This is a genomic window from Sporosarcina sp. FSL K6-6792 (assembly GCF_038004885.1).
Lineage (GTDB): Bacteria > Bacillota > Bacilli > Bacillales_A > Planococcaceae > Sporosarcina > Sporosarcina psychrophila.
In genome coordinates this window covers 1351829-1371365 of the sequence record NZ_JBBOSA010000001.1, presented here as the reverse complement: position 1 = coordinate 1371365, position 19537 = coordinate 1351829, and the positions used below count along the sequence as shown (strand labels likewise).

The window sequence follows — 19537 nt, the reverse complement described above, 5'->3', positions numbered from 1 at the left end:
AAGTGGCCTGAATGATTGTAAATTTACCTATATCAATATCGGGCGGGTGAATGTCCTCGTTATTCACTTTATCTCTCTTATAGCTCATTATTAAATACCGTTGCTACTAGGGCTGGTTTTAGTCGTCAATCCGCTTTTCGCTCATTAAATCACTTACGGTACCTAGTCGAAGCCCTTTCCCTTTAATTTCAATTATCATAGTTTCTAGCCCTTCAAAAACGGCTTTTGTAGGGTGCATTAGAACCATCGCACCGCTACTTACCCCAGAGACAACACGCACAACCATTTCGGAGGTTGCTGGCTTTCTCCAATCAACTGTATCGACCGTCCATAGAATTGTTTTCATGCCAAGCTCATTGGCGACCAAAATGGTTTCCTGATTAAAACTTCCACTTGGCGGTGCAAACCATATCGGTTTTATACCGAGAGTTTCCTCAATTACATCATTGGTTTTTTTCAATTCATTCACTGTTTCATTTCGAGAACGCTGTTTAAGGTCGGGGTGACTATAAGCATGGTTGCCAATTTCGTGACCTTCAAGGTTAATCATCGTAGCCAGATCGGGATTATTTTTAACCCAACTACCATCAAAAAAGAATGTTGCCTTTACCTGGTTGTCTGATAATGTTTTCAGGATACCCGGAATGTACTCATTGCCCCAAGCGACATTTATGAGTAGGGCTACCATTGGTTTTTCAGGATTCCCACGATAAATCGGTGACGGTTCTAAATCGCTCAAATGGATTTCCGGAGAAGTTTCCTTGAAAATGATTTTATTTGTATCAATATCTGTGCTGGGTTTCATGTTCTTATAGCTGGCTTCAATATCTACTTCTAAGCCATTATATCCGGGTATTGCTTTCCAGACTCTGTCGATTTTAGCGTTAATAGGTTCAATTTTATGTTGGTCATTATAAGCTGAAATCATTTTAATAAGTTCATCATTATCAGCCTCTGAGAAAGTAGTGATGGAGCTTTCGGCGTCAGGCTTTGAAGAAATAGCTGTAAATGTCTTTATGAGAATGCTCGGCACTGAGACTAGCACAATAAAAATCATAATCATGTAAATGATCTTTTTCATTCTTTTTCCTCATATGCAATACATTTAACTAATTGAAGATGTTCTGGCCAATCTACGGCAGCTTTATCACTCTGTTCCATGGTAAATCCTCCATTCAATATCTTGATACTAGTAGGCTTCCCGTTCATCTAAGGACTATACTTTTGATTATCTGGCAACACTGCAATCTAAACAAATAGAAAAACAGCTGGAGGAACCTAGAGGATCAGGTTGTTTTGTAATTATTAATCCAATGAATTATGGAGATACATGTAGAACGAACTTGCATTTATTACGTAATCGACGTATACTCAGTTTTAATTAATAATCTGAAATGCTTGGAAGAGGACAACAATCTTTTCGTCTACCTAAAGAGAACGGGGCCATTGGCTGGAAGCCCTGAAGGATAGAAGGATGATTTACCACCTTGGAGCAGCATCGGTGAACAGTGCAGTAACCGATGACGGAATCCGGTCCGTTACCCGACGTCAAGCTTCATCTTTTCGGTACGTTTGTCTAGCTTCAGCGGTCTAAACAGGCCTCTTACGCTTTTCAAGTGTTCCGGATTGAAGGAAGAAGGGTGGAACCGCGAGCTAAAGCTTCGTCCCTTTCCAGGGATGGGGCTTTTTTTGTTTTCCAATAATAATAAATGAGGAGTGCTTAACAATGACAAATATGATTAATTTGAAATTTCCAGATGGTGCCGTGAAAGAATTTCCACAAGGTACAACTACAGAAGACGTAGCAGGATCAATTAGCCCGGGACTGCGAAAAAGTGCACTGGCAGGTAAAGTTGGAGACAAGTTAGTAGACTTGAAATCAGCAATTAATGAGGACGGTGATATCGCGATTATCACACCTCAATCACCGGAAGCACTTGAAATATTACGCCATAGTACAGCACATCTTCTAGCACAAGCTGTAAAACGTAAGTTTCCTAATGCAAAACTAGGTATTGGCCCAGTTATCCAAAGCGGATTTTATTATGATATTGATTCGCCTGAACCGATTACAGCAGAAGACTTACCAGAACTTGAAAAAGAGATGAGAAGAATTATTGCTGAAAACGTGGAAGTAATTCGTCATGATGTATCTCGTGAAGAGGCGAAAAAGCGTTTTGAAGAAATCGATGACGAATACAAACTAGAACTTCTAGAAGCGATTCCTGAGGGCGAGCAAGTGTCTATTTATGAACAAGGCGACTTCATCGACTTGTGCCGTGGTGTTCACGTTCCATCTACAGGGAAGTTAAAGGAATTCAAACTCCTTAGCATCGCAGGCGCTTACTGGCGCGGCGATTCGAATAACAAAATGCTACAACGAATTTACGGTACAGCGTTCTTTAAAAAAGATGAACTAAAAGAACATCTTCGTCTTTTGGAAGAAGCTAAAGAGCGAGATCACCGTAAAATAGGGAAAGAACTTAATCTTTTCATGAACTCTCAAAAAGTAGGTCAGGGCTTGCCAATGTGGTTGCCTAAGGGAGCTACGATTCGCAGAATCATCGAGAGATACATCGTTGATAAGGAACAGAGGCTTGGCTATGATCATGTCTATACACCAGTTCTCGGTAGCGTCGAATTATATAAAACTTCAGGCCACTGGGATCATTATCAGGACGGCATGTTCCCTGTAATGAGTATGGACAACGAAGACCTTGTTTTGCGTCCAATGAACTGCCCTCATCATATGATGATTTATAAAAATGGAATTCATTCATACAGAAACCTGCCGTTACGTATTGCGGAACTTGGTACAATGCACCGTTATGAAATGTCCGGAGCACTATCAGGCTTGCAACGCGTTCGTGGAATGACGTTGAATGATGCGCATATCTTTGTTCGTCCGGATCAGATTAAAGATGAATTCAAACGCGTTGTCCAACTTGTTATTGACGTTTATAAAGATTTCAATATCGAGGATTATTCATTCCGTGTTTCTTACCGCGATCCAGCGGATAAAGAGAAATATTTTGATGACGATGCAATGTGGAATCGTGCACAAACAATGCTGAAAGAAGCGATGGATGAACTTGGTCTTGACTATGTTGAAGCAGAAGGGGAAGCTGCATTCTACGGACCTAAACTTGACGTTCAAGTGAAAACAGCAATTGGTATGGAAGAAACATTGTCAACAGTGCAACTCGACTTCTTGCTTCCTGAACGTTTCGATCTAACATACGTTGGCGAAGATGGAAAACAACATCGTCCAGTCGTCATTCACCGCGGTGTTGTTTCAACTATGGAACGTTTTGTTGCATTCCTAATTGAAGAATACAAAGGTGCATTCCCAACTTGGTTGGCACCTGTCCAAGTAGAAGTAATTCCAGTTTCACCAGATGCACATTTTGATTATGCAGATGGCGTTCGTGAAAAATTGGTTGCTGCTGGATTCCGCGTTAATATTGATAGCCGTGATGAAAAAATTGGTTACAAGATACGAGAAGCACAGATGCAAAAAGTACCTTATATGCTCGTTCTTGGAGACAAAGAAGTCGAATCAGGCGAAGTGAACGTTCGTAAATACGGCGAACAGCAATCTGAAAGCTTGCCATTCGACGAATTCCTTGCTAGACTAAAAGAAGAAGTTACAAGTATTTAAATTTATACAGCAGTGGTCAAACACTAACTATATAAATTTTAACGCATGTTTTCAGCGATGAAAGCGATGCGGCAACCGTGAATTCGCCAAGCCGCAGATTAAAACATGTTGACAAGTTTATTGTCACATGGTAAAGTAATTAAGGTTAGTAATGACTGAATACAGTTTGTGGTATAAGAAGAGGCTACCCGCTTCTCACCTGTTCGACGCCTAGACGTTGTTGACGGGTTAAAACATGAGTGAAGTGCCGTGCATTTGCACGTACACATACGCGGGTAGACAAATCCAATTTGTCTACCTTTTTTAATTGGATGGACCTGTGGGGCCGACCCGAACCGGACGGTATACCCAAACCATGTATTCGAGAAATATCCGGAGGTGGATTACTATTAGCAAAGACATGTACGTAAATGAGGGCATCCGTGCCCGCGAGCTACGCATTATTGATCACAACGGCGATCAGCTCGGAATCAAAACACGCACTGAGGCACTTGAAATTGCCGCTCTTGCGAATTTGGATCTTGTCCTTGTAGCACCAACAGCGAAACCCCCAGTGGCTCGTATCATGGACCACGGAAAGTTCAAATTTGAACAGCAGAAAAAGGATCGCGAAGTCCGTAAGAATCAGAAAATCATTTTGCTTAAAGAAGTTCGGTTAAGCCCGACAATCGATGAGCATGATTTCCAGACAAAACTACGGAACGCTGTCAAGTTCCTTGAAAAAGGCGATAAAGTTAAAGCTTCAATCCGTTTCCGTGGACGTGCGATTACGCACAAGGAAATCGGACAGCGTGTCCTTGACCGTTTCGCAGAAGCGTGCAAAGATGTATCTACGGTTGAACAACGACCGAAGATGGAAGGCCGCAGCATGTTCCTAGTGCTTGCACCAACTGCTGAAAAAGAGTAACAATGAATGATTTAGGAGGAACAGAACATGCCAAAAATGAAAACTCACCGCGGCTCAGCGAAACGTTTCAAAAAAACCGGTTCTGGTAAATTGAAACGCGGCCGTGCTTACACAAGTCACTTGTTTGCAAACAAACCGACAAAAGCGAAACGTCACCTGCGTAAAGCTTCACTAGTTTCTTCAGGCGATTTCAAACGCATTCGTCAAATGATCACTTACATGAAATAATTTAAAACACAATCGGACAGAAAAGCAGGAGGTAATGAACTATGCCACGCGTAAAAGGTGGAACAGTGACGCGCAAGCGTCGTAATCGAGTATTGAAATTAGCAAAAGGTTACTTTGGTTCAAAACATAGACTTTACAAGGTAGCAAACCAACAGGTAATGAAATCATTCAACTATGCATACCGTGACCGTCGTCAGAAGAAACGTGAATTCCGTAAACTTTGGATTACACGTATCAATGCGGCTGCACGTATCAACGGTCTTTCTTACAGCACTCTTATGCACGGCTTGAAAGTAGCTGGCATTGATGTTAACCGTAAAATGCTTGCTGATCTTGCAGTGACTGACGCGCAAGCGTTCACACAACTTGCAGATGCAGCGAAAAAATCAATCGCAAAATAAGAACGTCAATAAAAGTCGCCAAACGGTCCAGAGTTAATCTGGGTGCGAGGCGACTTTTTTATTTGTTTTTTTACGGCAACGGTAAAGTTTTCGTATTGAGGAATTTAGGAAGAGGATCTTATAGATCCGTGAATCTGCCGTGCAGTCTTAAAGAAATATATTATTACTCTCTGACTGCTAAACAGTGTAAAATGTAAGTAGAGAAAGAAAAGAGGGGAATCATACTTGCAAACGACACTTTTAGGATGGATTGCAATTATGTCCGTTTGGGCATTTATTACGATGGGGTATGACAAGCGTCAGGCAAAGAGAAAAGGACAACGAATACCTGAAAAGAATTTATGGACGCTTGCACTGCTTGGTGGAGGCATTGGTGCATATCTTGGGATGCAAACATTCCGTCATAAGACAAGACGTACATCTTTCCGGATCGGCTTTCTTATTTTAGCAATTGCCTATGGTATTGGCATACTCTATCTTCTAGGTGTTACCCTACCAGGAATGATGGAAGTGTAAAATAGCCCGCTTTTCAACGGGCTTGTTCTATTGTTCCATTAGTCGTTCGATTGGATTTTTCCAACTAATAGCGGCTTTGGGGTAGTTGGATAAGATTGTGGATGAAAGAAAATCAAAATCCGCTTTTGTGAAATCTTGAAGTTTTGTTTCATCTTTCACCCAAACGAAAATGGAGATGACGTCAATGGAATCATCTGTTGTATCTAAGTATTTTTCACCCTCAAACATAGCGCCTTTATACGATAGGAAGAAATTTTTTCGCACATTATTTACTTCATCATAGAAATAATACTTTTCCTCCGCGTATGCATCATCAAGCTTTTTTTTGGGGTCCGTCAAATAACGAATCCCGCGGTAGACTAAATAAATGATAAAAGCAATAATGATCAAGCGGATCAGTAATCCCATAACGGATCCCCCTTATGAATTTATAGATACTATCTTATACGGATGACAATCTGAAAAGTTTCAATATAGTTAAAAAAATGGAGGTTTTTTTTATGCAACTGTCAAAACTATTTACCATGCAACGTGAACTCGATTTATTTATCCAAAATAACAGAGAGGAAAAAACAGATGTTTTTCTAGAAAAAGGACTTGCACTCTTAATTGAACTCGCGGAACTTGCGAATGAAACGCGTTGTTTCAAATTTTGGAGCACAAAAGGTCCTTCGGATGACGCTGTGATTCTTGAAGAATATGTAGATTCGATTCATTTTCTACTTTCCTTGGGTATAGAAAAGGACTTACATACGCTAACAAACTGGCCGGAAGGTGAAGTTGAAGGAGAATTGACACAATTATTCCTAGAAACTACGGCTGCTATTCACTGTTTCCTGAATGAACTTAGCATGACGGCTTATGAGAAAGTCTGGATTCATTATGGGGCCATTGCTAAAAAACTTGGTTTCACAAATGAAGATATTATTGGTGCGTACTTAGCGAAAAATGAAGAAAATTATAACCGTCAAAAAACAGGTTATTAATTGTTTTATAGAAAAATCAAAAAATAGATTGACAGAAGCCTCCAGATAAAAAATAATAGAGTTGTATATAAACTTTTTAGGGGGCGTAAATGTGAACGATTGGAACAAAGAGGATTTTGGTATAAGGTTAAAAAAATTGCGTGAAGAACGCGGATTATCAATGATGGCATTCGGAGCAGCTATAGGAACGTCAGCAAGTCGTATTAAAGATTGGGAAAAAGGGAAGAATGCTCCATCGGCGGCTTGGGTGGCAAAAATATCAGAACGGTTTAATGTTACAACTGATGAGCTGATTCTAGGGAATTCGAAGACGTCAAAACCGTTTAAAAGCACGGGATCTGCAAATGTAGATATGCTTTACGACAAATTGAGAGAAAATGTTATTAGCGATATAGAAACACAAGAACAAACGAGTCGTACAGACGAACTGTATGCAGAACTTGATGCTATACACAAAGAAACGTATAGAAGCGGAAAGGGCAGAAAACGTGCAGAAATCGAAATGCTTGCGATACTGACAGAACTGCCGAAAAAAGAGGTCTTAGAACTTTTAGAACTTGCAAGGTTGAAAAAACGCTGGTTGTAATGAAAACGACTACGAATACAACGAAAAAAAAGATGCCTTTACGGCGTAAATGGTTTTTCATTTTATTCATACTTGTCCTTCTTTGCTTTGTCGTATATAAAGGAAATACAACAGTCGGGGTAACGCATTATGAAATTGTGTCGGACAAGATCCCTGCTAATTACGACAAATACACTATCGTTCAGATTTCTGATTTACATGATGCCGAATTGGGTGAAAAACATTCACATGTTGTTGATAGGGTGAAAATGATCACGCCCCAAGCGATATTCATTACGGGTGATTTTATCGACAGTAACCGCTACGATCTTGAAAAAAGTCTGATTCTTATTGAAGAGCTTCAATTTGTCGCTCCAATCTATTACGTGACAGGAAACCATGAAATCGCTACGCAGGATATGGACCGTATTCAGGGGGCTCTCGAAGACTTGGAGGTTCGTGTCTTATCGAACGAAGCGGATGTAATTACATTGTTTCCCGATAGTTCAATAGCAATAGGAGGAATTGAAGATCCGCTGGCAAGTGAGCTTGAAGATGATGAAGCCGTTAAAATATCGATAGAACAAGCATTTGAAAATATACCTGATGAGATGTTTAAAGTGCTATTGTCACATAGGCCTGAGCAATTTGATGTATACGCTGAAGCCGGGATAGATGTGACGTTCAGTGGTCATGCTCATGGCGGACAGTTTCGTATACCAGGGATCGGTGGCCTCGTTTCACCCGGACAAGGTTGGTTTCCCAAATATTCATCAGGCGTCCATGAGAAGAATGGCAGCGACTTGGTAGTCAGTCGCGGCCTGGGCAATAGCATCATTCCAGTGCGGCTGTTCAATCAACCGGAAATAGTAGTTGTCACATTACGCACAATAGAATAGTCTGGGCCTCCTTTCGATTATTGAAGGAGGTTTTTTTGTTGAAAATAATAATAGAATCTACCGTAAAATCCCATTAAATAACTTCTATTCTCATTTGTCGAAATAGGATATGATATGTACTTAACGTGAAAGTATCCGTAGTTAAGGTAAAGGCATTTTTGACATGTGTATAAAAATTACACTGCGAATGTTGAAAATGGAATAGGGAGGAACTAGAAATGATTCAAAGTGCTTTAGAATGGATTGTAACGACAGGGAATAACCTTTTATGGTCGTATATCCTAATCGGTTTGTTAATTGGTTTAGGTATTTATTTTACGATTCGAACGAAATTTGTACAGTTTCGCCTGTTTGGTGAAATGTTTAAACTTATAGTGGAAAAACCGGAAGTGAAGGGCGGGATATCCTCCTTTCAAGCGTTTACAATTAGTGCTGCATCACGGGTTGGAACAGGGAATATCACTGGGGTTGCCCTTGCAATTGGCATTGGAGGGCCAGGTGCAGTTTTCTGGATGTGGGTCATTGCGATAATCGGAATGGCGACTGCGTTTATCGAAAGTACGCTCGCTCAAGTGTATAAAGTGAAGGACGGCGATACATTCAGGGGAGGGCCTGCTTATTATATGCAAAAGGCTTTGGGAAATCGGAAGCTGGGTATCATATTCGCTATTTTGCTGACACTTTGCTTCGGTTTTATTTTTAATGCTGTACAGTCAAATACAATAAGTTTATCATTCAATAGTGTGTTTCATATTGAAAAATGGATTATTGGATTAGTTCTTATTTTTATAACGGCTCTTGTTATTTTCGGAGGCGTTAAACGGATTGCCAATGTCACACAAGTTATCGTTCCGATTATGGCTATTCTCTATATTATTGTTGCTTTATATGTCGTTATTATGAATATAAATGAGGTTCCCGCAGTATTTAAACTAATCTTCACGAGCGCGTTTGGAATGAACGAAGCGGTCGGTGGGGCAGTCGGGGCAGCGATTATGCAAGGAGTGCGACGTGGACTATTCTCCAATGAGGCAGGTATGGGGAGTGTACCGAACGCTGCTGCGGTTGCAAGTACATCGCATCCGGCAAAACAGGGTCTTGTTCAAAGTCTAGGTGTGTTTTTTGACACAATCATCATCTGTTCTGCAACGGCGTTCATTATTATTCTTGCCGATCTTTATAATACAGGTGAAGTGGATGGGATTCTCTTAACGCAGACATCCCTTGGTGTCCATGTAGGAGAGTGGGCACCTTATTTCTTGGCAATTGCCATTTTGTTTTTTGCTTTTAGTTCAATTATTGGAAACTATTATTATGGCGAGACGAATATTGAATTTATCAATGCGAATAAAATATGGTTAACTCTTTACCGTTTTGGTGTACTCGCGATGGTCATGTTTGGAACGCTTGCAAAAGTGGATCTTGTTTGGAACATGGCGGACCTCTTCATGGGGATGATGGCAGTCATTAATCTAATAGTTATCTACCTTCTAGGAAAAGTGGCATTCAAAACACTAGATGATTATACAGAACAACGAAAAAGAGGACTTAATCCTATATTCAAGGCTAGTACGATTCCCGGGCTAAAAGGTGCAGAATGTTGGGAAGATGAAAAGATAAGCGACGGCAAATAAAAGATTACTTCAATTGTTAATAAGGCAAGAAACCTATTTGAACTATAATTGGTTTCTTGCCTTATTTCATTTTGTTTACTATTTAGAAGAGTGTGAAAAAAGGTTACAATTAAGGTATGATAGAGATAGTATGCACTTAAGAAAGGATGATTAAGATGAAAGCATTTATCCATGAATTAGGGCAGTTGAAAATAGGTGACATGAAAGAACCAGTTGCAGCAAGTGGTGAAGTCGTCGTTGCGATTCAGACGGCAGGTTTGAACCGTCGAGACTTATATATACCTGGACGTAGGGGGAATGAGGCACAAGCATTGACACTAGGATCTGACGGTGCAGGAATTATTGAGTCAGTAGGTGCAGGAGTAACGGCGTTTGCAGTCGGGGATGAAGTAATGATTAATCCTTCGCTACGTTGGTTTGAAAACAGCGATGCCCCACCGGCAGAATTTGATATTTTAGGAATGCCCGATAATGGCACATTTGCTGAGAAAATTGCTATTTCGGCTGAACAGATTGAAAGGAAACCTACTCACTTGTCCTGGGAAGAGGCAGCGGTACTTTCGTTAGCGGGTTTAACAGGTTATCGTGCACTATTTACTAAAGGGGGATTAAAAGCGGGGGATACAGTTTTCATCCCAGGTGCCGGCAGTGGAGTAGCCACGTATCTTATTTCATTCGCTAAAAACGTTGGAGCACGTGTGATTGTTACTTCTCGCAGTGAAGCTAAGCGAAAACAGGCGCTTGACCTTGGAGCGGACATCGCTCTTGATACGAATGGGGATTGGAACAAGGAGTTAGAAGGAGAGACAATCGACCTCGTTATCGAAAGTGTTGGCCGGGCGACGTTTAATCGTTCGCTTAGTTTATTGAAAAAAGGCGGGCGTATCGTCATTTTTGGAGCAACGACTGATGATACAGTCGACTTGGATTTGCGCGCGTTTTTCTATGGACAGTACCAACTTTTTGGTTCTACGTTAGGAAGTCGAGAAGAATTACGTGACATGATTGCGCATGTCGAAAAATATGGAACACGTCCAATTGTCGATAAAGTCTTTAATTTGGAGGAAGCAGCAGAGGCCTTCGATTATATTGAAGAGAGTAAGCAATTTGGAAAAGTGGTACTGCGAGTAACGAAATGACGTAGTACTTCAGTTAATTAATAATGTCGTATAAATGTCACTGAGATATCCCGGTATTTGGATATAGTTGGGGTATACTTAAAATAAAAAAGGTGGGACAGACATGACAAAAAAAGTATCGCCACTAACTGATTTACAAATAGCATCACAGGCCACGATGAAATCGATTTGGACTATAGCCAAAGAGGCAGGTATACCCGAAGAAGCGGTCGAACCATACGGCAGATTCAAAGCAAAGATTGATGTAACTAAGTTAGCTGAGAGTAGCAAGGATGGAAAAGTGGTTCTTGTCACAGCCATTAGCCCAACACCGGCGGGGGAAGGAAAGTCGACTGTCACTGTAGGGCTTGCTGATGCCCTTTCAAAGCTCGGAGAAAAGACAATGATTGCTTTACGCGAACCATCCCTTGGACCTGTTATGGGGATGAAGGGTGGGGCTACAGGCGGTGGTTATGCTCAAGTGTTGCCAATGGAAGAAATTAATCTACATTTTAATGGTGATATTCATGCAATTACGACTGCGAATAATGCGCTTAGTGCACTTATAGATAATCATCTTCACCACGGAAATGTGCTTCGGATTGACCCGCGGAGAATTACTTGGAAACGCGTCTTGGATATGAATGATCGCGCATTACGCAACATAACAATTGGACTCGGCGGCCCTACACAAGGAGTTCCAAGAGAAGATGGTTTCGATATTACAGTCGCATCTGAAGTTATGGCGATTTTTTGTTTAGCGACAAGCCTGCAAGACTTGAAAGAAAGACTTGCACGTATCGTTATCGGTTATACGTATGATAAAGAGGCGGTAACGGTACGAGACCTTGGTGTCCAAGGGGCATTGGTACTTCTACTGAAAGAGGCATTCAAACCAAACCTTGTGCAGACAATTGAAGGGACTCCGGCACTTATACATGGTGGACCCTTTGCGAACATTGCGCACGGCTGTAACTCGTTAATTGCAACAAATACGGCACGTAAACTTGCTGATATCGTCGTTACGGAAGCTGGATTCGGTGCCGATTTAGGTGCTGAGAAATTCATGAATATAAAAGCACGTCAAGGTGGATTCTCACCCGATGCAGTTGTCATTGTGGCAACAGTACGTGCACTTAAAATGCATGGTGGAGTTCCGAAAAACCAGCTTGCAGAGGAGAATGTACAGGCTGTCACGGATGGATTAGTCAACTTAGCTAAGCATATTGATACCATTCGTGCATTCGGTGTCCAACCGGTCGTTGCGTTGAACAAGTTCATCACGGATACTGGTGCAGAACTGGAAGTCATTTTTGAGTGGTGTGAGGAAAACGAAATAAGGGTAGCACTCACTGATGTCTGGGAACGCGGTGGAGATGGCGGCATTGCTTTGGCGCAGGAAGTTTTAAAGCTTCTGGATGAACCAAATAATTTCGCTCCACTCTATGATGTAGAACAGCCCGTAAGTGATAAAATTACAGCTATTGTTCAAAAAGTATATGGTGGATTGGGTGTTGTATTTACAGAACAAGCGTTAAAAGATCTCAAAAATATCGAGAACAATGGCTGGGGAATTTTGCCGATTTGTATGGCCAAAACCCAATATTCATTTTCAGATGATCCGAAAATACTTGGGCGCCCTGAAGGGTTTACTATTACTGTTAGAAAAATCATTCCGAAACTTGGAGCAGGATTTCTTGTCTGTCTGACGGGGGATATTATGACGATGCCAGGATTGCCGAAAACGCCTGCAGCCCTTCAGATGGATATCGATTTACAAGGCAATGCAGTAGGTTTAATGTGATTTTTGAAATTGTGGATAGGTAATAAATTTAATGAGGTTGTCCAAATAATTGGGGACAACCTCATTGTTAATTAAGTAAGTCTCGAATCATGTTTCGCTTAAAAGCAAACATATTTAAATCAGTTTATTTAGGTGGCAATTTAGTAAGCGAGTGTATACGTGGTATGATAATTAACTATAAACGATAAAAAACACTGAACAGTAATTCAGTGTTTGCATTTAAAACAACGAAATAATTTCCTCCCTATTGAACTAAAGCACTGATTAGCATAATAAGAGGTGTAGCTATTATTAGAATATACCTATAGACTTCCAGCTAATTCTTTAATTACTTTTTTTGCTTCAGATGCAAATTCTACCGAGGCATCATAATAGTCTTGCCCATCTTTTAGGAGTGAAAAATCACCAATTTCAATTTTTAGTAAAGTACTACCATTTAGGTCTTCTAACTTAAACAGATATGCCACATCACCTTCATTCGGTTTTACTTCCCAATTTGATGAGTATAAGGCAAGTTTTAATTCCTTCAATTCTTCTGCTTTTATAATTGTTGTAACAGTCTGGTCGCCGTTAGGATGCTCCCAAACCACTTTACTTCCCTTACTCATATTTTCACTAGGATAATTTTCTGGAAGTTCATCCCACTGCGCAATATATTTTGGGTTAATGAGAACCTCCCATACTTTTGAAGGAGTAGCCTCTATATGAACTTCATCTTTTACAATTAGTATATTGGTCATTATATCTACCTCCTGAAATGTTGGATCTAAGTCAATATTTTCATTGAGAAAAACTGCCGTTAGTTCAATAATAAATAATTCCTATATTCTATTATACCAACAACACTTAGAAATCAAAATTTTCCATCACTTTAGAGTATCCCGTCCGTTTATAAATTGGGAGGATTTTTATTATTACGCCCAAAAGCGAACTTTCGTTGTTCTATATAAATCAAAAAAGCACTGCGAATTGCAGTGCTAATTTATGCTCTAATACAATGTGGTTTTGGCTACGAAATTTAATGTTATTTGCTTGTTTGCACCTCCGAAGAGAAACCGTGAAGCATTTCTGCTTCTACTTACTTTATTTTAAAGTGCTTTATCGTCAATCGAATCGAGCCATGATTCGATTGTTCCGATAACAGACTCAACACAGCCGTCTTCGAAAGGTGATATTAAATTGGCTTCGGCGACTAGTTTTGTAAAAGATTTTGAACCACCGAGTGTGCAAAGATGTAAATAATCTTTCCATGCCGCATCACGGTCCTCAAATGAGCGTTTCCAAAATTGGAACGCACATATTTGTGCAAGGGTGTAATCGATATAATAGAATGGGCTTTCATAAATGTGACCCTGACGCTGCCAAACAGCACCCGATTCCAAGTATTCAATGCCATCGTAATCACGCATAGGTAGATAGATATTCTCGATCTTTTTCCATGCAGCTTTTCGTTCTGCAGCTGTCATTTCAGGGTTTTCATAGATGACATGCTGGAATTCATCGACTGCGACACCGTATGGTAAAAAGAGCAATGCACTGCTAAGGTGTGCGAATTTATATTTATCCGTTTGTTCTTTGAAGAAGAGTTCCATCCAAGGCCATGTGAAGAACTCCATACTCATTGAGTGAATTTCTGCACCTTCAGATGTAGGCCACATATATTCTGATATACCAATATTCTGACTAGAGAACACTTGGAATGCGTGCCCGGCTTCATGCGTTAACACATCGATATCTCCAGAAGTTCCATTGAAATTAGAGAAGATGAAAGGCGAATCGTAATTATCGATGAATGTACAATAGCCGCCCGCTTCTTTCCCTGTCTTCGCTTCGACGTCTAGTAAGTTCTTGTCCGTCATGAATTTGAAAAATGCATCAGTTTCAGGTGAAAGTTCAGCATACATCTTTTTACCATTTTCAATGATCCAGTCAGGAGATCCCTGGGGTGTTGCATTGCCTGTAAGGAAGTCTAAGGACTGATCGTAAAACTTCAATTCGTCAACGCCTATACGTTCAGCTTGGCGCGCATAAAGGCGGCTTGCGAGCGGAACGATATGGTCGCGTACTTGATCACGGAATTTCTTCACCATATTGGCATTATAGTCGATACGGTCCATTCTTAGGTAACCAAGCTCCACAAAGTTTTTGTAACCAAGTGTCGTCGCGATTTCATGACGGAGCTTAACAAGTTGATCATAAATTACGTCGAACTTTTCACCGTTGTCAGCATAGAATTTGTAGGAAGCTTCCATAGCTGACTTACGAACGGAGCGGTCCGTAGATTCTGCATAGGGTCCCATTTGAGCAAGTGTAAGTGTTTTACCATCGAATTCGATTTGTGAAGATGCGACCAGTTTCGAGTAATCGGAAGTTAGTTTGTTTTCTTTTTGTAACAAGCCAACAATTTCTGGAGAAAACGATTTTATGGCATTATCAGCTAAAGCGAATAGTTGAGTGCCCCATTTTTCTTCGAGTTGTGCTCTGAAAGGAGTGGAAACCAGTTCTTTGTAGTAAGCGGTTTCAAGTTCTTGGTACTCAGGTCCGATTTCGTCGAAATAATCGCGTTCTTTCTGATAGAACTCATCGTTTGTATCGATGGATGCACGGATATAGACAAGGTTGGCCATTGTTGAGTAGTCTTTACCAATCGTGTTGATCTTCTCAATGACTTCATTTTGCTGGTCATAAGAACTTGCGGAACGGAATTCCTGTAGCAACTCGTCAAAGTCTTGTTTTACTTCTGCCATATTGAGCTTTGAGTATTGATAGTCTTCAAATTTAATCAAAATGATTCCCCCTGCTAGTTTACTAGTGAATTACTTCACTCTTTATATTGTTCACGAAGTTCCGGAATATTGCAAAAGAAATTTACGATTTTCATGTATTTTGTCAAATTAGCTTGTTAAAGAAGTATCATGACTAAAGCATAGCAATAGAAGAAGTATGAAAATAGTCGTCTACATTGGCACGTCTGTTTATTAACCGTTTTCTTTCATAAAGAGCAGGTAAGAAAGGCTTGAAAAACTCTATTTTCACTGGATCATTTCCGGTCCGCTTTCGGCGAGCTATTCATGACAACTTTACTGAGGGGCAAGTGTGGCTAGGAATTACAGTTCATTCCTCCTAAGTAATCCTGTTACGAATAGTTGCCTGTCGCGTTCCTACAACGTTCAAGTGAAAAATACAGCTACTTTAGAAAAAAAGAATAGAAGACTCTTTATAAAGGTTGTAAGTGCCCGAAGATACAATTTCGGGCACTCTAGTACTTTCTACAATGTGTTCCTTGCTTACTTTTAGTAAAGAGTATGCATCTTATCATGAAATGGACTATGAGAAAGTGACTCTTTCTTAACTAAAAAAGACAAGACTATGGAGAAGGCTTCAGTCGCCAAAATTGTATCTTTGGCGACTATTATCCAGATAAGAAGCCCGCTATTCTTTCGTCCCGAAAATCTTTAGTACTTTGTGTACGAATGTATTTGGATAGCGACGGATGAATAAGCACCATGCGATTACTTCACATCAAGAAACCTCGTTAATCGTATAGAGGTCGTTCAATCCAAGCAATCCAAAAGTAATTGTACAAGAAGTGCCTAGTGTTGGATTCAGTCATTTACTGGTTGCTTTTGGTAAATCAACATATGTGATAGATTGGATATTTAAGAGGTATATGGAGGGAACAATAAAATGCAAAATGGAACTGAACAATTGATGGATACGGATGTGGAATTTGGATTAAGTGAAGAGGAAGTGAATAAAAGGCTGGATGAATACGGGGCGAATAAACTTACGGGTAGTAAAAGCCGTACGCTGATACAACGGATTTTTGCGCAAATCAATAATGTGTTAATTTATGTATTAATCGTTGCTGCTGTTATTTCCGGAATACTTGGGGAAGTGGCAGACTCAATTATTATTGGATTGGTCGTTATCATCAATGCAGTTGTGGGGGTCGTCCAGGAATCGAAAGCGGAGGAAGCGCTTCAAGCGTTGAAAAATATGGCAGTACCTAAAGCACTTGTAAGAAGGGAGGGTGTCAAGCAAGAGATACCGTCGGAAGAAGTCGTTCCAGGTGATGTCATTCTCCTTGATGCAGGCAGGTATGTTCCGTGTGATATCAGACTAATTGAATCAGTAAATTTGAAAATTGAAGAGGCGGCACTGACAGGTGAATCTGTGCCTGTTGAAAAGGATGCACATTTTACTGGAGAGCCCTCAATGCCAATCGGAGATCGAAAAGACATGGCCTTTATGTCGACATTGACTACATATGGGCGTGCAACAGGAATTGCTATTGCAACAGGCATGAAGACTGAAATAGGGAAAGTTGCTACCATGCTTGACCAGGAAGTGGACGACGAGACGCCTCTTCAGAAAAGCCTTGCCCAATTAGGTAAATATCTTGGCATTGCTGCTGTTGCCATCTGTGTCATCATATTTACGATTGGCGTACTTCAAGGGCGTGGCTATTTGGAAATGTTCATGTTAGCGGTCAGTCTTGCAGTTGCAGCAATACCTGAGGGGATGCCTGCGATCGTTTCAATCGTCCTTGCAATCGGCGTTCAAAGGATGATTAAGCAAAACGTTATCATTCGAAAACTCCCTGCTGTGGAAGCGCTAGGCTCTGTGGATGTTATCTGCTCTGATAAAACCGGGACGTTGACTCAAAATAGGATGACGGTTACAACGTTTTTTGCAGATGGGTCTTTAAATGAGTTAAGTAAAGCCAATCTGAAAAAACCGGTACAAAAATTGTTGTTTGAGAATATCGCATTGTGTAATGATGCGACGTATTCTAAAACAGGAGAAACAGGAGATCCAACAGAGATTGCGCTTGTCGTAGCGGCGACAGAATCCGGACTGGAAAAAGAACTGTTGGATAATAACTATCCTAGAATCACGGAGTTACCATTCGATTCAAATCGGAAACGAATGACTACGGTACATCGATCTGCAGATGCAATTTATTCACACACAAAAGGTGCTATTGACGGCATCCTACAGAAGTGTACACATATTGAAGTAGCTGATGGGGCAAGGATACTTGATGAAACCGACCGACAATCAATTCTGGAAGCGGCCATGACGATGTCTTCTAAAGCGTTACGTGTATTAGGCTCCGCCTATAAGACTGTAGAAGAAGCCAAAGCCATGGAACTAGACCAAGCTGAAGAAGGATTGACATTCCTAGGCCTTATCGGAATGATTGACCCGCCGCGTGAAGAAGTGAAAGACGCGATTAAAGTGACGAAAGAAGCTGGGATTCGAACAGTGATGATTACTGGTGATCATCAGGACACGGCATTTGCAATAGCGAAAGAACTAGGAATTGCGACTCAGAAATCTGAAGTAATTGAAGGGAAAACAATTGATTCGATAACGGGGGATCAATTGATAGAAAAAACCGGAGAGATTAATGTCTATGCCCGTGTTTCGCCAGAACATAAAGTAAAGATTGTACAAGCACTTAAAGCGAAAGGTCATACAGTGTCGATGACAGGGGATGGAGTCAACGATGCACCATCATTAAAAGCGGCAGATATTGGCGTAGCGATGGGGATTACGGGAACTGATGTTGCAAAAGGTGCAGCAGACATGATTTTGACAGATGATAATTTTTCGTCAATCGTGAAAGCTGTCGAAGAGGGACGTGTGATTTACCGCAATATTAAGAAGTCCGTCATATTTCTATTGTCATGTAATCTTGGTGAAATTATAGCGCTTTTTGCTGCCATTTTACTAGGATGGCCGCTACTATTGCGTCCGATTCATATACTGTGGATAAATCTTGTGACAGATACATTTCCAGCGCTATCACTCGGCGTGGATCCTGAAGAGCCTGGAGTAATGAAAGAAAAACCACGACACCGGCATGAGAGTATATTCAGAGGATCTATTCCATTTTTGATTTTAAACGGAATTTTGATTGGGGCGATTACGCTCGTCGCTTTCATGGTTGGAGTATACATGTCAGGTGAGCATGAAGGTAGTTTCCTAGCCCTGTTTTCATCCGGAATTCCAGAAAGTGCACTAGTTCACGGACAGACAATGGCTTTCATCGCACTAAGTTTCTCCCAACTTGTTCACTCCCTTAACTTCAGGTCGATGGATAAGTCTGTATTTACCGCAGGAATTTTCAAAAACAAATTCTTGATTTACTCAATTTTGCTTGGAATCATTTTGCAAGTGGTTATCGTGTCAGTTGGTCCAATCGCGAAAGTCTTTAGTGTGCATTCACTAGGGCCTATGGAATGGCTAGTTATTGCCGCTTTAAGTCTGCTGCCTCTCTTGATAAACGAAATGATTAAATTCATTAAAAAATAAGGTATGTGCCAAAGTTAACCCTTTTGGTGTTGAATGATGTATTATGGAGTGTAGTGGCTTTGTAGCCGGGGAATCTAAAATTGTAAGTGAGAGGTTGGTACTACTATGGAAATTACTGAGTATATCATCAAAAAAATTAACGATCCTACTGGGATCATTGCTGGAGAACGTTATGAATACCGATTGTACATTAATCTTGATGAAGAAGACGAGCTTTATTCTGAAGGTGGAACGGGCCTTCGAGTAATCTTTGCAATTGACGAGGATGAAGGTCGAATTGCTTCATATCACTTCTTTGAGCGTTCAAGTGAGAAAGTTCTTGATTTCGAATTGGAAGATGACGAGAAAGAAACTGTTCTTGCATATTGCAGAGCGCATCGCGAATAGGAAGAAATAAAAGGCCTGTACACATTTGATGTGTACAGGCCTTTTATTGCGTACCTTTAATTCGAAAATCAGATTATGTGTATTTTATTGTATTTTGTTAGATAATG

General features: G+C 40.6%; 17 protein-coding genes. 13 read left to right on the top strand and 4 right to left on the bottom strand.

The window, feature by feature from the left end; all coding sequences use genetic code 11:
- Positions 1-118: 118 nt before the first annotated feature.
- The gene (locus MKZ26_RS06540; protein WP_067207693.1) at positions 119-1081 is read right to left on the bottom strand and encodes a polysaccharide deacetylase family protein; all 963 of its coding nucleotides are present in this window, start codon (positions 1079-1081) and stop codon (positions 119-121) included.
- A 645-nt stretch (positions 1082-1726) separates the two neighbouring features.
- Between MKZ26_RS06540 and thrS the strand changes: the two genes are divergently transcribed.
- The 5 genes from thrS (at position 1727) to MKZ26_RS06515 (ending at position 5713) form a co-directional block, all read left to right on the top strand.
- The gene (gene thrS / locus MKZ26_RS06535) at positions 1727-3661 is read left to right on the top strand and encodes a threonine--tRNA ligase (protein WP_067207695.1); all 1935 of its coding nucleotides are present in this window, start codon (positions 1727-1729) and stop codon (positions 3659-3661) included.
- A 400-nt stretch (positions 3662-4061) separates the two neighbouring features.
- Entirely contained in the window at positions 4062-4568 is a 507-nt protein-coding gene (infC, locus tag MKZ26_RS06530; RefSeq protein WP_067207698.1) for a translation initiation factor IF-3, read from the top strand.
- Positions 4569-4595: 27 nt separating this feature from the next.
- Positions 4596-4796: a 50S ribosomal protein L35 gene (gene rpmI, locus MKZ26_RS06525; protein ID WP_067207701.1), complete on the top strand. Its 201-nt coding sequence runs from the start codon at positions 4596-4598 to the stop codon at positions 4794-4796.
- Positions 4797-4837: 41 nt separating this feature from the next.
- Positions 4838-5197 (top strand): 50S ribosomal protein L20, encoded by a 360-nt coding sequence (gene rplT / locus MKZ26_RS06520; RefSeq protein ID WP_067207704.1) that lies wholly within the window; start codon positions 4838-4840, stop codon positions 5195-5197.
- A gap of 225 nt (positions 5198-5422) precedes the next feature.
- Positions 5423-5713, top strand: a complete 291-nt coding sequence (locus tag MKZ26_RS06515) for a DUF1294 domain-containing protein (protein WP_231885791.1) — start codon at positions 5423-5425, stop codon at positions 5711-5713.
- Positions 5714-5740: 27 nt separating this feature from the next.
- Here MKZ26_RS06515 and MKZ26_RS06510 read toward each other — a convergent pair whose 3' ends face one another.
- Positions 5741-6121, bottom strand: coding sequence for a sigma-w pathway protein ysdB (locus tag MKZ26_RS06510; protein ID WP_340765216.1), 381 nt, complete (start codon positions 6119-6121; stop codon positions 5741-5743).
- 92 nt (positions 6122-6213) lie between these two features.
- On the opposite strand from MKZ26_RS06510, the gene MKZ26_RS06505 reads away from it, so the two are divergent.
- The 6 genes from MKZ26_RS06505 (at position 6214) to MKZ26_RS06480 (ending at position 12719) form a co-directional block, all read left to right on the top strand.
- Entirely contained in the window at positions 6214-6699 is a 486-nt protein-coding gene (locus MKZ26_RS06505; protein ID WP_067207709.1) for a dUTP diphosphatase, read from the top strand.
- Positions 6700-6790: 91 nt separating this feature from the next.
- Positions 6791-7285, top strand: a complete 495-nt coding sequence (locus MKZ26_RS06500) for a helix-turn-helix domain-containing protein (RefSeq protein ID WP_340765214.1) — start codon at positions 6791-6793, stop codon at positions 7283-7285.
- A complete protein-coding gene (locus tag MKZ26_RS06495; protein ID WP_340765212.1) occupies positions 7285-8163 on the top strand; it encodes a metallophosphoesterase in 879 nt (292 codons plus the stop codon). The genes MKZ26_RS06500 and MKZ26_RS06495 overlap by 1 nt, the downstream gene beginning before the upstream one ends.
- 218 nt (positions 8164-8381) lie before the next feature.
- Entirely contained in the window at positions 8382-9797 is a 1416-nt protein-coding gene (locus tag MKZ26_RS06490; protein WP_340765210.1) for an alanine/glycine:cation symporter family protein, read from the top strand.
- 155 nt (positions 9798-9952) lie between these two features.
- Complete coding sequence (locus MKZ26_RS06485; RefSeq protein ID WP_340765208.1) at positions 9953-10936, top strand: zinc-binding dehydrogenase; 984 nt, start codon at positions 9953-9955, stop codon at positions 10934-10936.
- A gap of 103 nt (positions 10937-11039) precedes the next feature.
- Complete coding sequence (locus MKZ26_RS06480) at positions 11040-12719, top strand: formate--tetrahydrofolate ligase (RefSeq protein ID WP_187047318.1); 1680 nt, start codon at positions 11040-11042, stop codon at positions 12717-12719.
- A gap of 302 nt (positions 12720-13021) precedes the next feature.
- On the opposite strand, the gene MKZ26_RS06475 is transcribed toward MKZ26_RS06480, so the two are convergent.
- Positions 13022-13459, bottom strand: coding sequence for an SRPBCC domain-containing protein (locus MKZ26_RS06475; RefSeq protein WP_067207723.1), 438 nt, complete (start codon positions 13457-13459; stop codon positions 13022-13024).
- 348 nt (positions 13460-13807) lie between these two features.
- Entirely contained in the window at positions 13808-15466 is a 1659-nt protein-coding gene (locus MKZ26_RS06470; protein ID WP_422397654.1) for a M3 family oligoendopeptidase, read from the bottom strand.
- 940 nt (positions 15467-16406) lie between these two features.
- On the opposite strand from MKZ26_RS06470, the gene MKZ26_RS06465 reads away from it, so the two are divergent.
- Positions 16407-19043 carry a cation-translocating P-type ATPase gene (locus MKZ26_RS06465; protein ID WP_340765205.1) on the top strand — a complete coding sequence of 879 codons (2637 nt, stop codon included), beginning with the start codon at positions 16407-16409 and terminating at the stop codon, positions 19041-19043.
- A 105-nt stretch (positions 19044-19148) separates the two neighbouring features.
- A complete protein-coding gene (locus tag MKZ26_RS06460) occupies positions 19149-19430 on the top strand; it encodes a DUF6509 family protein (RefSeq protein WP_067207728.1) in 282 nt (93 codons plus the stop codon).
- Positions 19431-19537: the final 107 nt, after the last annotated feature.

Coding starts and splice junctions, on each gene's coding strand:
- MKZ26_RS06490 (WP_340765210.1), top strand. CDS start 8,382: ATGATTCAAAGTGCTTTAGAATGGATTGTAACGACAGGGAATAACCTT.
- MKZ26_RS06470 (WP_422397654.1), bottom strand. CDS start 15,466: ATGGCAGAAGTAAAACAAGACTTTGACGAGTTGCTACAGGAATTCCGT.
- MKZ26_RS06460 (WP_067207728.1), top strand. CDS start 19,149: ATGGAAATTACTGAGTATATCATCAAAAAAATTAACGATCCTACTGGG.
- MKZ26_RS06495 (WP_340765212.1), top strand. CDS start 7,285: ATGAAAACGACTACGAATACAACGAAAAAAAAGATGCCTTTACGGCGT.
- MKZ26_RS06540 (WP_067207693.1), bottom strand. CDS start 1,081: ATGAAAAAGATCATTTACATGATTATGATTTTTATTGTGCTAGTCTCA.
- MKZ26_RS06505 (WP_067207709.1), top strand. CDS start 6,214: ATGCAACTGTCAAAACTATTTACCATGCAACGTGAACTCGATTTATTT.
- rpmI (WP_067207701.1), top strand. CDS start 4,596: ATGCCAAAAATGAAAACTCACCGCGGCTCAGCGAAACGTTTCAAAAAA.
- thrS (WP_067207695.1), top strand. CDS start 1,727: ATGACAAATATGATTAATTTGAAATTTCCAGATGGTGCCGTGAAAGAA.
- MKZ26_RS06485 (WP_340765208.1), top strand. CDS start 9,953: ATGAAAGCATTTATCCATGAATTAGGGCAGTTGAAAATAGGTGACATG.
- MKZ26_RS06475 (WP_067207723.1), bottom strand. CDS start 13,459: ATGACCAATATACTAATTGTAAAAGATGAAGTTCATATAGAGGCTACT.
- MKZ26_RS06465 (WP_340765205.1), top strand. CDS start 16,407: ATGCAAAATGGAACTGAACAATTGATGGATACGGATGTGGAATTTGGA.
- MKZ26_RS06480 (WP_187047318.1), top strand. CDS start 11,040: ATGACAAAAAAAGTATCGCCACTAACTGATTTACAAATAGCATCACAG.
- infC (WP_067207698.1), top strand. CDS start 4,062: ATGTACGTAAATGAGGGCATCCGTGCCCGCGAGCTACGCATTATTGAT.
- MKZ26_RS06510 (WP_340765216.1), bottom strand. CDS start 6,121: ATGGGATTACTGATCCGCTTGATCATTATTGCTTTTATCATTTATTTA.
- rplT (WP_067207704.1), top strand. CDS start 4,838: ATGCCACGCGTAAAAGGTGGAACAGTGACGCGCAAGCGTCGTAATCGA.